The sequence below is a fragment of the Streptomyces lincolnensis genome (assembly GCF_001685355.1).
Taxonomy (GTDB): Bacteria; Actinomycetota; Actinomycetes; order Streptomycetales; family Streptomycetaceae; genus Streptomyces; species Streptomyces lincolnensis.
Genome location: NZ_CP016438.1, coordinates 1,799,252 through 1,812,703 on the forward strand (window position 1 = coordinate 1,799,252; position 13,452 = coordinate 1,812,703).

The following is a 13,452-nucleotide window of genomic DNA, read 5'->3' on the forward strand; positions in this document are numbered from 1 at the left end:
CATGGCTCAAGGAACCGTGAAGTGGTTCAACCCGGACAAGGGATTCGGCTTCATCGCCCCCGATGAGGGCGGCGCCGACATCTTCGTCCACCACTCGGCGATCGACACGGGCGGTTTCCGCTCCCTGGAGGAGAACCAGCGGGTGGAGTTCACCGCCAGCCAGGGCCCCAGGGGCATGCAGGCCGACCAGGTCCGCGCGCTCTGAGGCCACTCGATTCCGAGGCGGGTCCGCGGCGCGGGCCCGTCTCGTGCTGCTCTCCCACGCGTTTCCCGCAGCCCGGCGCCTTGCCCCCGCGCCGTCGGCAGCGGCCCACACATCCGAGAGGAACACCGTGAGCACTGAGACCGCCAACCGGGGCACCGAACCGGCGGATCGCACCGGGACGACGAAAGCACCGCCTGTCGGCCGCCGGGGCAGCGAGTACGCCGCCCTGTCCCGTGAGGTGAAGCGGAGCGGGCTGCTGAAGCGGCGGCCGGGCTACTACTCCGTCAAAGTCGGGGCGAACCTGCTTCTGCTGGCCGCCGGATGGACCGCGTTCGCTCTCATCGGGCCGTCGTGGTGGCAGCTGCTGACCGCCGCCTTCCTCGCGGTGATGTTCACGCAGACCGCGTTCATCGGACACGACGCCGGGCACCACCAGATCGCCGCCTCCAAGCGCGTCAACAACCTGCTCGGCCGTCTGCACGCCGACCTGCTGGTCGGCCTCAGCTACGGCTGGTGGATCTCCAAGCACAACCGGCACCACGCCCACCCCAACCATGTCGACCGCGATCCCGACATCGCCGACGGCGCGATCGCCTTCACCGAGGACCACGCCCGCGTCCGCCGCGGACCGTATGCCTGGCTGGCCCGCCACCAGGCCTGGCTGTTCTTCCCGATGCTGCTCCTGGAAGGGCTCGCCCTGCACGTCGCGAGCGTACGGGAGCTGTTCGAGCGCTCCGGCACCGCGGCCTCGCGGAGGGGCAGGCTGGTCGGGGCGGGACTGCTGACGGCGCATCTCGGCGGATATCTCACCGCCCTCTTCCTGGTCCTGTCCCCAGTCCAGGCCGTGTGCTTCCTGCTCGTGCACCAGGCACTGTTCGGGCTGTACATGGGGTGCTCGTTCGCCCCCAACCACAAGGGCATGCCCATCTTCGCCAAGGACGACAAGATCGACTTCCTGCGCCGGCAGGTACTGACCTCACGCAACATCCGCGGCAACAGGTTCACCGACTTCGCGCTCGGCGGGCTGAACTACCAGATCGAACACCACCTGTTCCCCTCCATGCCGCGGCCCAGCCTGCGCCATGCCCAGAAACTCGTGCGCACCTTCTGCGCCCGGCACCGCATCGCCTACCACGAGACCGGGCTGTTCGACTCCTACGCCCAGGTGCTGCGCCACCTCCATGCGGTCGGCGGCCCCCTCCGCCCCGAACTGGAGTACTGACGGCCGCGAGGAAGAATCGCGCTCCGCCCACTGTTCTCCGTCGCAGCAACCCTTGTGCGCATCCTCAGGAGGCCGAGCGTGTACGGCGACGCAGCAACGATCCGCAAGATCCTCACCGAGCTGGGCGACACCTGGGCGATCGTGGGCCTGTCGTCGAACCAGCGGCGTGCCGCATACGGTGTGGCCGACGTCCTCCAGCGCTTCGGCAAGCGCATCGTGCCCGTGCACCCGAAGGCCGAGACGGTCCACGGTGAAAAGGGATACCCCTCCCTGGAGGCGATCCCCTTCGAGGTCGACGTCGTCGACGTGTTCGTCAACAGCGACCTCGCCGGACCGGTCGCCGACGAAGCCGCCGCCATCGGCGCCAAGGCCGTCTGGTACCAGCTCGGCGTCATCGACGAAGCCGCGTACGAGCGCACCCGCGCCGCCGGTCTCGACATGGTCATGGACCGCTGCCCCGCGATCGAGATTCCCCGGCTGAATTCCTGAAGCATTCACCAGGAATTCCCCTCGCTCAAGTCAAATATCCCGCCATGACCTTCTACGGAAGGGCGCTAGAAAACTAATCTGAGGCCTCTCTTGCAGTAAATGCAAGTATTTAGTGAGAGGCCCCTTAATTTATGGTAAGCGTGGATGCGGCCCCGGAGAGAAAAGGGGCCCCCGGCGGATTGCGGCGGGATGTCGGCCTCATCGGACTGATGTGGGCATCGGTCGGGTCCATCATCGGCTCCGGCTGGCTGTACGGCGCCCAGGAGGCGGTCGGCGCGGCCGGTCCCGCGGCGGTCATCTCCTGGGTGATCGGCGCGGTGGCCATCGTCCTGCTGGCGCTGGTGCACGCGGAGCTCGGCGGCATGTTCCCGGTGGCGGGCGGCACGGCGCGCTATCCGCACTACGCGTTCGGCGGGCTGGCCGGCATGTCCTTCGGCTGGTTCTCCTGGCTCCAGGCGGCGACCGTGGCACCGATCGAGGTCGAGGCCATGATCGGCTATGCCGGACACTGGTCCTGGGCACGGGGGTTCCAGCACGCGGACAAGACGCTCACCACGAGCGGTCTCCTCGTCGCCGTGGCGCTCATGGCCGTCTTCGTGATCGTCAACTTCCTCGGCGTCCGGGCGCTGGCGCACACCAACAGCGCGGCCACCTGGTGGAAGATCGCGGTGCCACTGGCGGCCATCTTCGTCATCGCGGCCGGCAACTTCCATCCGGGCAACTTCACTTCGGAGGGCTTCGCGCCGTTCGGTGCCAAGGGTGTGCTGAGCGCCATCAGCACCAGCGGCATCATCTTCGCCCTGCTGGGCTTCGAGCAGGCCATCCAGCTCGCGGGCGAGAGCCGCAACCCCCGGCGTGACCTGCCCCGGGCGACCCTCGGCTCGGTCGCGATCGGCGCCGTCATCTACGTCCTGCTCCAGATCGTGTTCGTCGCCGCGCTGCCGCACAGCACCTTCGCGCACGGCTGGGACAAGCTCGACTACCCCGGAATCAGCGGGCCCTGGGCGGGTCTCGCCACCCTGGTCGGCCTGGGCTGGCTGAGCGTGGTGCTGTACATCGACGCCGTGGTCTCCCCCGGCGGCACCGGGCTGATCTACACCACGGCCACCTCCCGGGTCTCCTACGGCCTGGCCAGGAACGGCTACGCGCCCAAGGCCTTCGAGCGGACCGACCGCAACGGCGTGCCCTGGTTCGGGCTGGCCATGTCCTTCGTGACCGGTGTGATCTGCTTCCTGCCCTTCCCGAGCTGGCAGCAGCTGGTCGGCTTCATCACCTCGGCGAGCGTCCTGATGTACGCCGGTGCCCCGCTGGCCTACGGCGTGTTCGCCGACCGGCTGCCGCACCACGAGCGCCCGTACCGGCTGCCCGGCGGCACGGTCGTCGCCCCGCTGTCCTTCGTGGTGGCCAACCTCATCATCTACTGGGCGGGCTGGCACACGCTGTGGCGGCTCGGCGTGGCCATCGTCCTCGGCTATCTGCTGCTCGGCGGATACGCCCGGTACGCCATCGGCAAGGGCCTGCCCGACGCTCCCCGTCTGGACTGGAAGGCCGCCCAGTGGCTGCCGGTCTATCTGCTGGGCATGGGTGTCATCTCCTGGCAGGGCGGCTTCGGCGGCGGCCAGGGCCGTATCCCGCTGTGGTGGGACATCCTGCTTGTCGCGGCCTTCTCCCTCGTCGTCTACTACTGGGCCAGGGCCAGCGCGTCACCGGCCGAGGAGATCGAGCGGAGCATCGACGAGATCGCGGTCACGGAGGTCCCGGCGCACTGAACATCCGCCGAAGCGGACGGAGTTCCTCCGGGCCGGGCGGCGGCCGGCCACTCCCCACCCTCCACGGGGCACCCTCATAATGCTCGCGTGACCTCCTCCCTCCCCCAGCCCGCCACCGGTGCCCCCGAGCACTTTCCCGTCGTCATCGTGGGTGCCGGCCCCGCCGGGCTCACCATCGGCGCGATCCTGCGGGCCGCCGGCGTCGACTGCCTCGTCCTGGAGACCGAGACACGGGAGTTCATCGAGCAGCGTCCGCGGGCGGGGGTGCTGGAGGAGTGGGCCGTGCGCGGGCTCCGGCAACGGGGCCTGGCCGACAACCTGACGGAGCGGGCGCAGCTGCACACCGAGTGCGAGTTCCGGTTCGGCGGGGAGCGGTTCCGGTTCTCCTACGCGGAGCTGACGGGGCAGCACCACTTCGTCTATCCGCAGCAGTTCCTGGTGACGGACCTGGTGCGCGAGTACGCCGACGTGCGCGGCGGGGAGATCCGGTTCGGCGTCCGGGACGTGCGGCTGCTCGACCTGGACACGTCCGTCCCCTCGGTGTCGTACATATCGGCACGGACGGGGCAACGCGAGGTCGTCCGGTGCGACTTCGTCGCCGGATGCGACGGCGCGCGCGGGGTCACCCGCACCGTCCTGCCGCCGACCGCGGAGATCTCCCGGCACGACTACGGCGTCGGCTGGCTGGCGCTGCTGGCCGAGGCACCGCCGTCCAACGACTGCGTGGTCTTCGGCATCCACCCGAACGGCTTCGCCGGGCACATGGCCCGCAGCCCCGAGGTGACCCGCTACTACCTGGAGTGCCCGCCCGGCGACGACCCGGAGAACTGGTCGCACGAGCGCGTCTGGTCCGAGCTCCAGCAGCGCCTCGGGGCCGCCGACAGGCCGTCGCTCACCGAGGGACGGCTGATCGAGAAGCGCGTCCTGGACATGCACAACTACATCGTCGAACCCATGGTGTTCGGCCGCCTCTTCCTGGCCGGCGACGCCGCCCACCTGACCGCGCCGATCGCGGCCAAGGGCATGAACCTCGCCCTGCACGACGCCTACCTGCTCGGTGACGCGCTCGTCGCCTACCTCACCAAGGGCGAGGAGAGCGGCCTGGACGCCTACTCGCAGACCTGTCTGCGGCGCGTGTGGGACTACCAGGAGTTCTCCGAGTGGCTCTCCGGCGTCTACCACGGCACCTCGTCGGGTGATCCCTACCGCGCGGGCACCACCTTCGCCCGGCTCCGGCGGCTGTTCACGTCCCCGGCCGCCGCGGCGGCCTTCGCCGAGCAGTACCTCGGCACGGCGCCCGCGTACTGATCCCTCAGTCATGCACCGGACGGTCGCTGAGCCGGTGGTCGGCCACGTTCAGCGCCTCGTCGACGAGTCGGCGCAGATGTCCGTCACGCAGCGCGTAGATCACCCGGCGCCCGTCCTTGCGCGTGCTCACCAGGCCGGCCAGCCTGAGCCGCGCCAGATGCTGGCTGACGGCCGGCCGCGCCGCCCCGCACACCTCCGTGAGGGTCGTGACATCGGCCTCTCCCCCGGTCAGCGCGTGGAGCAGGGTGAGCCGGGTGCGGTCACCGAGCAGGGCCAGGATCTCGGCGGCGAGGGCGAGCTGCTCCTCGCCGGGGGTACGCGGATGCGCATCGTGCGCAGGTGATAGGTGCATGCGTGCGCTCATACGCACATAATGGCCTCGTGGGCGCGGTACGTCCACTCCCGCGCACCGGAAGGGGAACCCCGTGAGCGACCACCACCACGACCGACAGCACCACGAGCATCACCACCACGACGAAAAGCACCACGAGCATCACCACCCGCACGAGCACCGGACCCGGCACCACGGCGTGCGCCGGCGCCTCACCCACCTCCTCACCCCCCACTCCCACGAGAGCGCCGACAAGCTCGACTCCGCGCTGGAGTCCTCGTCACGCGGTATGCGCGCCCTGTGGATCTCACTGGCGGTGCTGGGCGCGACGGCTCTGGCGCAGGCGTTCGTGGTGGCGCTGTCCGGGTCGGTCGCGCTGCTCGGCGACACGGTGCACAACACCGCGGACGCCCTGACCGCCGTACCGCTGGGCATCGCCTTCGTGCTGGGCAGGCGCGCGGCCACGCGGCGCTTCACCTACGGGTACGGACGGGCGGAGGACCTGGCGGGCATCGTGATCGTGCTGACGATCGCCGCGTCGGCGGCGTTCGCGGGGTGGACGGCGATCGACCGGCTGCTCGACCCGCGTCCCATGACGCATGTGCCGGCGGTGGCGGTGGCGGCGCTGGTCGGTTTCGCGGGCAACGAGTGGGTGGCCCGCTACCGGATCCGGGTGGGCCGCTCGATCGGCTCGGCCGCGCTGGTCGCCGACGGGCTGCACGCCCGTACGGACGGATTCACCTCACTGGCCGTGCTGCTGGGCGCCGGCGGATCCGCCCTCGGTTGGCAACTGGCCGACCCGATCGTGGGGTTGGCGATCACGGCCGCGATCGCGCTGGTGCTGCGGGACGCGGCGCGCGAGGTGTTCCGGCGCGTGCTGGACGCCGTGGACCCGGCCCTGGTGGACCGGGCCGAGCGGGCACTGCGGGAGGTCGAAGGGGTGCGTGCGGTGGGCGAGTTGCGGCTTCGCTGGATCGGTCACCGGCTGCGCGCCGAGGTGGCGGTCGTGGTGGACGGCGAGATGACGGTCCGTCAGGCACACGCCGTCGCCGTGGACGCCGAGCACGCCCTGCTGCACGCCGTCCCCCGCCTCACCGCGGCCCTGGTGCACGCCGACCCGGCACCGGTGCCGGGCGAGACGGACCCGCATCACACCCTCGCCCACCACGCCGTGGCCTGAGGACCGGGTCCGGGATCAGGCGACTCCCAGCCCCTCCAGCACGACCGCGCCCGGCAGTTCGGCGAACGCCTTCCCCGGCACCAGCAGCTTGCCGCGCCGCCGGCCGCTGCCCACCAGGACGTACGACAGGTCGACCACGGCCGAGTCCACCAGCACCGGCCAGTCGTCGGGCAGTCCGATCGGGGTGATGCCGCCGTACTCCATGCCGGTCTCGCCCGTCGCCGTGTCCATCGAGGCGAACGAGGCCTTGCGGGCGCCGAGTTGGCGGCGTACGGCACCGTTGACGTCGACCCGGGTGGTGGAGAGCACCACGCAGGCCGCGAGGCTGCTCTCCCCACCGCGCTTTCCCGCGACGACCACGCAGTTCGCCGACCGCTCCAGCAGCTCGCGCCCGTAGTGCTCCACGAAGGTGGCGGTGTCGGCCCACTCCGGTTCGGTGTCGACGTAGACGATCTGCTCGGCGGGGACGCTGCCGCTCCAGTGGCGTACGGCGTCGGCGACCGGGCGGGTCAGCTCGTCGAGGGCGTCGGGGGCGGGCGTGGCGTGGTCGAAGTGTCCGATGGGAGCGTCCATGGCGGCACGCTAACAGCCGCTCACTGCACGGGTGGCACGGAGACGGCCATGACCATCCGCATCGGTTCGGTGCCCTGATTGCCGTAGGTGTGCGGGCTGTTGGCCTCGAAGGTGGCGCTCGCGCCCGCCGGGACGAGGTGCTCGGCACCGTCGACGGTCAGGGTCAGCTCGCCCTCGGTGACGTGGACCAGTTCGATCGTGCCCATGGGATGCGGTTCCGACGAACTGCTCTCGCCCGGCATCAGGTACCAGTCCCACAGCTCCAGCGGGCCGGGGGCCTCGGCGCCCGCGAGCAGCCGGTTGTAGCTGCCGGCGTCGGTGTGCCACAGCCGTACGGCCCGGTCGGCGGGGACGACCCGCACCTTCGGGCCCTGTTCGTAGTCGAGCAGGGTGGTGACGCTGATCCCGAGGGCGTCTCCGATCTTCACGATCGTGCCGATGCTCGGGTTGGTGCGGGCCTGCTCGATCTGGATCAGCATGCCCCGGCTGACCCCGGCACGGGCGGCGAGCACGTCCAGGGTGAAGCCGCGCACGGCACGCCAGTGTTTGACATTGCGCGCCAGGGACTGGGTCAGCAGGTCGAGGTCCGACACTTCACGTCCAATATTCTGTATGACACAGTACAACTGAATGAACTACGGTGGGGTGCACCCGATCGTTCACCGAACTGTACTGCGAGGCACCCCGTGACGGCACTCTTCGCCCTGGCCACGAGCCTGCTGTGGGGCCTGGCCGACTTCGGCGGCGGACTGCTGGCCCGGCGCACCCCGGCCCTGACGGTGGTCGTGGTCTCCCAGTCGATCGCGGCGGTCGTCCTCGGCGTGATCGTGGTGGCGACCGGCGGCTGGAGCGAGGCCGGCCCCCAGCTGTGGTTCGCGGTCGCCGCCGGCCTGGTGGGGCCGATCGCCCTGCTCTGCTTCTACAAGGCGCTCGCGCTGGGACCGATGGGCGTGGTCTCCCCGCTCGGCACCGTGGGCGTGGCGGTCCCGGTCGGGGTGGGCCTCTTCCTGGGCGAGCGGCCCGGGCCGGCGCAGGTCGCGGGGATCGCGGTCGCCGTACTCGGTGTCGTCCTCGCGGGCGGGCCGCAGCTGCGGGGCGCGCCCGTGCAGCGGCAGGCCATCCTGCTCACGCTGGTCGCGGCCTTCGGTTTCGGTACGGTGTTCGCTCTGATCGCGGAGGCGTCGAGCACCGTCACCGGCCTGTTCCTGGCGCTGTTCGTGCAGCGTGTGGTCAACGTGGCGGTCGGCTCTCTCGCGCTGTACACGTCCGTGCGGCGGGGCGGCGCGGCCCTCCCGGACGGCGGCTTCCCGTGGCGCTCGCTGCCGGCGCTCGCCTTCGTCGGCCTCGCCGACGTCGCGGCGAACGGCACCTATGTGGTCGCCGCCCAGCACGGCCCGGTCACCGTGGCCGCCGTGCTCGCCTCGCTCTACCCGGTGGTGACCGCCCTGGCCGCGCGCGGCCTCCTCAGGGAGCGGCTGCGGGCGGTGCAGGCCGCGGGCGCGGGGCTCGCACTGGCGGGCACACTGCTGCTGGCGACCGGGTGACTCAGGACTCCGTGTCGACCTCGGCGAGCCGGGCCGCCGCCTCCTCGTCCAGCGCCGCCAGCTTCGCCGCCGTCTCCTCGTCCAGCCCGGCCAGCGCCTGAAGCTGCTCGGGGGTGACCCCGTCGGGTATCGGCACCGGCGCCGGTGTCCTGAGCGGCGGCTGCCAGCCGTCATCGGGGGTCCAGCGCCGTACGACACGGGCGGGCGCCCCCGCGACCACGGCATGGTCCGGCACCACACCCCGGACGACGGCCCCGGCGGCCACGACGACGTTCCGCCCGATCCGCGCCCCCGGCAGGATCACCGCTCCGGTCCCGATCCAGCACCCCGGGCCGATCTCCACCGGCTCCATCCGCGGCCACTGCTTGCCGATGGGCTCGTGGGGATCGTCGTAGGAGTGGTTGGTGGAGGTGACGTAGACGTACGGCCCGAAGTAGCAGTCGCTGCCGATGGTCACCGTGGTGTCCGCGATGACGTGGCTGCCGCGGCCCAGCACCACCCCGTCGCCGATGCGCAGGATGGGCTCCGGTCCGAGGTCCAGGTCGGGCATCAGTCCCGCGGTCAGGGTGACCTGCTCGCCGACGATGCAGTGCGACCCCACGTGGATCCACGGCTCGCCGAAGACCGTGCCGAGCGGGAAGGCCAGCCGGGTGTGGGCGCCCAGCGCGCCGAAGCGGAAGCGCCCCGGGCGCTCGGCCGTGACGGAGCCCGTCCGCTGCACCCAGGCCCAACCCGCGTGCACGCCCCGCTGCACCACCCGGCGCCGCCATGATGAGAACGTGTTCTTCTTCGGCACCCGCTCACCGTACTCAGGTCGCTGTGGGCCCATGAGTTCGAGGTGCTGTGATCTTCGCCCCACCGGGTGACGTACGGTGCGGGGGTACCGACGACGAGGAGAGGGCGATGGGCGACAAGGCGTTGATCACGGGCATCGGCGGCAGGGAACCGGACATCCACGAAGAGGCCTTCGTCGCACCCACGGCCTCCGTGATCGGTGACGTGAGCCTGGAGGCGGGCGCCAGCCTCTGGTACGGCGCGGTGGCCCGGGGCGACGTCGAGCGCATCTCCGTCGGCCCTCAGAGCAACATCCAGGACAACTGCACCCTGCACGCCGACCCGGGCTTCCCGGTCACCATCGGCGCCCGCGTCTCGGTCGGCCACAACGCCGTCGTCCACGGCGCCACCGTCGAGGACGACTGCCTGATCGGCATGGGCGCCACCGTCCTCAACGGTGCCGTGATCGGAGCGGGTTCGCTGGTGGCGGCCCAGGCACTGGTTCCCCAGGGCATGCGGGTCCCGCCGGGGTCACTGGTGGCGGGCGTACCGGCCAAGGTCAAGCGGGAGCTGACGGAGGAGGAGCGTCAGGGAGTGACGCTCAACGGCACCCTGTACGCGGATCTGGCCAAGGCGCACCAGGAGATCCACAGCTAGCGGCACACCCTAGGGGTGCTCCGCGGCGGCCACGGGCTCCCGCGTCTGCCCCGCCTTCGCCGCCTTCCGCCTCAGGACCAGCATCGACGTGAGGCCGACCAGCACCGCGGCCACCAGCCCCAGCCAGGAGAACCGCTTCAGCCACGACTCGGCGACGATCCCCACGTAGTAGATGACGGCCGTGGTCCCGCCCGCCCAGACGATCCCACCGAGCACATTGGCGATCAGGAACTTCCAGTACGGCATCCGCAGCACGCCCGCCAGCGGCCCCGCGAAGATCCGCAGCAGCGCGACGAACCGGCCGAAGAAGACGGCCCACATGCCCCACTTCTGGAAGGACCGCTCGGCCGTCGCGATGTGCCCCTCACTGAAGTGCCTGGGGAACTTCTTCCCCAGCCACGCGAGCATCGGCCGCCCGCCCTTGCGGCCTATGGCGTAGCCGATGGAGTCACCGATGATCGCCCCGGCGGTGGCGCAGGCGCCGAGGATCACGGGGTCGATACCCGCGTGCTGGGAGGACAGCAGCGCCGCCGAGACCAGGATGATCTCCCCGGGCAGCGGAATGCCCAGGCTTTCGAGGCCGATGACGAGCCCCACCAGGGCGTAGACGGCGGCCGCCGGCACCGTGTCGAGCCATTCCTGGACGTGCAACGCCGGTTCCTCCCGATCACGTGCCTGCATTCCCGGCGTACGCCTTGACAAGGGCGCCTTGACGAGGGCGTACGCCGGGGAAGCCTACCGGGTCACGGTGACACCTTCGCGCCCCACGGGCCGCACCGGCGCGGCCGCCACGGACCCGATCGTCACCCGTAGAGGGAGCGGGCTCCCGGGCTGTCGCCCTTGAAGCGCTGGCCCGCGGCGATCTCGTCGCCCACCACCGACCAGACGGTCTCGTCGTCCTGGAAGGGGAGCGGGTCGACGCCGCTCGTCTCCTGACGGATCTGTTCGACCTCGCGCTCCAGGCGCTCGAAGTCGGCCTCCTCGTCGTCGCCGCCGAAGGTGAACTCCTCCAGCAGGCGCTGGAACCGGAGGGTGACCTGGACGAGGGAGGAGACGTCCGTGTGGAGTTCCTGCACGGTCTCCTCGTCGGCGTCGAAGGCGTGCACCGTGCCGGAACCGGGGTCGAGGGCGAGGTGGGCGTTGAGCAGCCAACCGATGACCGGCCACTGGCCCGCGTCCTGCGGGGCGTCCTCGAAGTCCTCGGCGTCGACGACGTCCTGGACCAGGGGCAGCCGGCCGGTGTCCTCGTCGGGCTCACGCAGCCGGAGCGTCCCGGTGGGGACGCCGACGGTCTGGAGGAGACGGGCGCCCTCGGTGTCCGCGGCGGAGGGCGGGAAGGCGGTGGCGGGCAGGGTCGCGAGCCGGTCCTCACCGAAGAGGTCGGCGAGTTCGCTGCGGGTGACGTCGAAAAGCACTGACGGAACTCCGAACTCGGCGGCGCCACGGGCGCCGTGGGAATGATGGTGGACAGAAAGCGGTCACAACAACGGCATTGCGGAACGAGGCGCTTTCGGCGGCTCCGATTCCACCCCGCCGCCCGCTCACCCGCCCTGCCATGGAACGAACTTGTCGTTATGGAACGAACTTGTTGTCCGAGGGCGAGAGGTTCATCACTGTATCAGTGCGTCCGCCGGAGACACCGTTCTGGTCCCACTGATCGTGCAGCCACTTGACGTAGGCGCGGTGCTCACGGTCCTTCTTGTACTTGCTGAGGTCTTCGCCGTTCGGCCCCTTCTCGGACTGGTCGTATTTCGAACTGTGGGTGACGTCGAGATTGTCGGGGAATTCCCTCGCAAGATATTTGTCGCACTTGGGATTCTTCTGGCAGGGCTCGCGTTCCGTGTAGAGCTCGCCGACGTTTCCCTCCTGCCCCTTCTTGATCAGCGGGTGTCCGATGGAACGTTCGGAGTGTGCCTCGCCGCTGGCGCCGACCAGGATGAAACGGTTCCCCTTGCCGTCGTCGTACAGCGCCGAGGCATAGTTGCCGCCGGGGACATAGGAATCGGGGCGTTCGGTGCGATTGGCGTAGCGTCCGAGCTGGGTGGCGCGGGCCAGGTCGGTGGAACCGGGCGCCACCTTCGTGGAGTTGACCGTGGTGCCGTTGTTGGGCTTGTTCTTGCGCTGCTTCTCGCCCTTGTTGTTCCACGGGTACCAGGCCTTGTCGCCGAGTACGTCGTTCACCCCGGAGGAATCGTTGTTGCGGACCGGAGTGGTGGTCCCGTCGTGGTGCAACTGGCGTATCGAACCGTCGTCGCTGAGAAGGTACATGCGGGTGTCGCCGTCGTGCTTGACCTTCTTGACGTCGACCTTCTCGGCCTCGTCGCCGATGTCGTGGTCCTTGCGCTTCAGATTCCGGGAGGCGGTCTTCACCCGGTCCGGGACGGTGTCGGTGACGTGGTCGGTCACCTTCTTGGCGGCCTTCTCCATTCCGTCGATGGCCCCCTCCAGGATGGAGTCGAAGGCCTCGGTGAACGTGTCCTTGCCCTTGGTCCTGCCGAAGGTGGTCTTCGACTTGCCGAGGTGGATCCCGGACTGGCTGCTCATGTCGCCGCCGTGGCGGGAGACCTTGCCGGCGCCGTCCTCGAACTCGACGTGGTCGATGACCGTCTTCTTGCCCCCGCCGGCGGAGCCGCCGCTGTCGCTGTCGCCCGCGGAGGCCAGCTTCATGCCGCCCGGGTTGTCACCGGGGTTGAAGGCCCCCTCGGCGAGGTCGAGGACCGTGTCCGCGACAAGCTCCTGGAGTTTGCCGGTGACGGGCTCGGTGACCTTCGCCACGAGCTCGTCGACGATCCGCTCGGTCGCCTCGTCGATGAGCCGCTTCACGATGGTGCGCATCAGGGCTATCTCACCGGCGGCGACCGCGGCGGATATGCCCAAGGTCAGGGGGGCGGCGGCGAGTTCGGCGACGATGGTGCCGGCGAGGACGGCGAGTTCGACGCCCGCCTTGACCTTCATGCCGCGGATGATCTGGCCGACGCCGTCGCAGGCGTCCGCGAACAGCCGTGCCACCTCGGGGATCTTGTCCAGATGACCGGTCTTCACGTGCGACCAGTGCTTCTGCATGGACTCCACGGCCCAGCCCTCGGAGGAGTTGAGGATGCGGTTCACGGCCTTGTCCGCGTCGCCGCCGTGGCCCTCGAACTCCTTGGCGAAGTCCCGTATGGACGTCGCCATCTCGAAGTAGTCGTCCTCGTCGACGTTGGGCCAGTTGACCCCGATCAGGTCGAGTGCCTCGTCGATGATGCTCGGCAGTACCAGACCCATGGCCGCGCGTTCCCTCCCCCGTCACCTGCTGTGTCTCCTGCCCCACAGCTAACGTGACCGGTTGTCAGGTACACAAGTTCATCCCGGGCCGCGTCACGGATCTGTGACAAGAGTCCCATCCGACGGTGAGAACACC

General features: G+C 70.0%; 15 protein-coding genes. 8 read left to right on the plus strand and 7 right to left on the minus strand.

Annotation, left to right across the window (positions count from 1 at the left end; all coding sequences use genetic code 11):
* The first annotated feature begins 1 nt into the window (after position 1).
* From SLINC_RS07900 to SLINC_RS07920, 5 genes are all read left to right on the plus strand, one after another.
* Positions 2–205: a cold-shock protein gene (locus tag SLINC_RS07900; protein ID WP_067428369.1), complete on the plus strand. Its 204-nt coding sequence runs from the start codon at positions 2–4 to the stop codon at positions 203–205.
* A gap of 127 nt (positions 206–332) precedes the next feature.
* Positions 333–1,427 (plus strand): fatty acid desaturase family protein, encoded by a 1,095-nt coding sequence (locus SLINC_RS07905; RefSeq protein WP_067428371.1) that lies wholly within the window; start codon positions 333–335, stop codon positions 1,425–1,427.
* 78 nt (positions 1,428–1,505) lie between these two features.
* A complete protein-coding gene (locus SLINC_RS07910) occupies positions 1,506–1,916 on the plus strand; it encodes a CoA-binding protein (protein WP_067428374.1) in 411 nt (136 codons plus the stop codon).
* A 131-nt stretch (positions 1,917–2,047) separates the two neighbouring features.
* Complete coding sequence (locus SLINC_RS07915; RefSeq protein WP_067428378.1) at positions 2,048–3,685, plus strand: APC family permease; 1,638 nt, start codon at positions 2,048–2,050, stop codon at positions 3,683–3,685.
* A gap of 87 nt (positions 3,686–3,772) precedes the next feature.
* Entirely contained in the window at positions 3,773–4,993 is a 1,221-nt protein-coding gene (locus SLINC_RS07920) for a 4-hydroxybenzoate 3-monooxygenase (RefSeq protein ID WP_067428382.1), read from the plus strand.
* A 4-nt stretch (positions 4,994–4,997) separates the two neighbouring features.
* Here the strand turns inward: SLINC_RS07920 and SLINC_RS07925 are convergent, their stop codons facing one another.
* Entirely contained in the window at positions 4,998–5,357 is a 360-nt protein-coding gene (locus tag SLINC_RS07925) for an ArsR/SmtB family transcription factor (protein WP_067428385.1), read from the minus strand.
* Positions 5,358–5,418: 61 nt separating this feature from the next.
* On the opposite strand from SLINC_RS07925, the gene SLINC_RS07930 reads away from it, so the two are divergent.
* Complete coding sequence (locus tag SLINC_RS07930) at positions 5,419–6,504, plus strand: cation diffusion facilitator family transporter (RefSeq protein WP_067428388.1); 1,086 nt, start codon at positions 5,419–5,421, stop codon at positions 6,502–6,504.
* A 15-nt stretch (positions 6,505–6,519) separates the two neighbouring features.
* On the opposite strand, the gene SLINC_RS07935 is transcribed toward SLINC_RS07930, so the two are convergent.
* Positions 6,520–7,077 (minus strand): YbaK/EbsC family protein, encoded by a 558-nt coding sequence (locus SLINC_RS07935; protein ID WP_067428391.1) that lies wholly within the window; start codon positions 7,075–7,077, stop codon positions 6,520–6,522.
* Positions 7,078–7,097: 20 nt separating this feature from the next.
* The gene (locus SLINC_RS07940) at positions 7,098–7,670 is read right to left on the minus strand and encodes a helix-turn-helix domain-containing protein (protein ID WP_067428396.1); all 573 of its coding nucleotides are present in this window, start codon (positions 7,668–7,670) and stop codon (positions 7,098–7,100) included.
* A gap of 93 nt (positions 7,671–7,763) precedes the next feature.
* Here SLINC_RS07940 and SLINC_RS07945 point away from each other — a divergent pair, with 93 nt between their 5' ends.
* Positions 7,764–8,621 carry an EamA family transporter gene (locus SLINC_RS07945; RefSeq protein WP_067428398.1) on the plus strand — a complete coding sequence of 286 codons (858 nt, stop codon included), beginning with the start codon at positions 7,764–7,766 and terminating at the stop codon, positions 8,619–8,621.
* 1 nt (position 8,622) lies between these two features.
* Here SLINC_RS07945 and SLINC_RS07950 read toward each other — a convergent pair whose 3' ends face one another.
* A complete protein-coding gene (locus tag SLINC_RS07950) occupies positions 8,623–9,417 on the minus strand; it encodes an acyltransferase (protein WP_067428401.1) in 795 nt (264 codons plus the stop codon).
* Between the two features lie 107 nt (positions 9,418–9,524).
* Between SLINC_RS07950 and SLINC_RS07955 the strand changes: the two genes are divergently transcribed.
* Positions 9,525–10,052 carry a gamma carbonic anhydrase family protein gene (locus SLINC_RS07955; RefSeq protein WP_067428404.1) on the plus strand — a complete coding sequence of 176 codons (528 nt, stop codon included), beginning with the start codon at positions 9,525–9,527 and terminating at the stop codon, positions 10,050–10,052.
* A 9-nt stretch (positions 10,053–10,061) separates the two neighbouring features.
* Here SLINC_RS07955 and SLINC_RS07960 read toward each other — a convergent pair whose 3' ends face one another.
* The 3 genes from SLINC_RS07960 to SLINC_RS07970 all read right to left on the minus strand — a co-directional run bounded on the left by SLINC_RS07960 (position 10,062) and on the right by SLINC_RS07970 (position 13,316).
* Positions 10,062–10,703 (minus strand): DedA family protein, encoded by a 642-nt coding sequence (locus tag SLINC_RS07960; RefSeq protein WP_067428407.1) that lies wholly within the window; start codon positions 10,701–10,703, stop codon positions 10,062–10,064.
* 152 nt (positions 10,704–10,855) lie between these two features.
* Positions 10,856–11,467, minus strand: a complete 612-nt coding sequence (locus SLINC_RS07965) for an SUKH-4 family immunity protein (protein ID WP_067428411.1) — start codon at positions 11,465–11,467, stop codon at positions 10,856–10,858.
* Between the two features lie 157 nt (positions 11,468–11,624).
* Positions 11,625–13,316: a WXG100-like domain-containing protein gene (locus SLINC_RS07970; RefSeq protein ID WP_067428414.1), complete on the minus strand. Its 1,692-nt coding sequence runs from the start codon at positions 13,314–13,316 to the stop codon at positions 11,625–11,627.
* Between the last annotated feature and the right edge of the window lie 136 nt (positions 13,317–13,452).

What these genes read in the sequence shown, in the direction of transcription:
- SLINC_RS07925 (WP_067428385.1), bottom strand. Translation starts at nt 5,357, where the DNA reads ATGAGCGCACGCATGCACCTATCACCTGCGCACGATGCGCATCCGCGT.
- SLINC_RS07970 (WP_067428414.1), bottom strand. Translation starts at nt 13,316, where the DNA reads ATGGGTCTGGTACTGCCGAGCATCATCGACGAGGCACTCGACCTGATC.
- SLINC_RS07955 (WP_067428404.1), top strand. Translation starts at nt 9,525, where the DNA reads ATGGGCGACAAGGCGTTGATCACGGGCATCGGCGGCAGGGAACCGGAC.
- SLINC_RS07935 (WP_067428391.1), bottom strand. Translation starts at nt 7,077, where the DNA reads ATGGACGCTCCCATCGGACACTTCGACCACGCCACGCCCGCCCCCGAC.
- SLINC_RS07915 (WP_067428378.1), top strand. Translation starts at nt 2,048, where the DNA reads ATGGTAAGCGTGGATGCGGCCCCGGAGAGAAAAGGGGCCCCCGGCGGA.
- SLINC_RS07900 (WP_067428369.1), top strand. Translation starts at nt 2, where the DNA reads ATGGCTCAAGGAACCGTGAAGTGGTTCAACCCGGACAAGGGATTCGGC.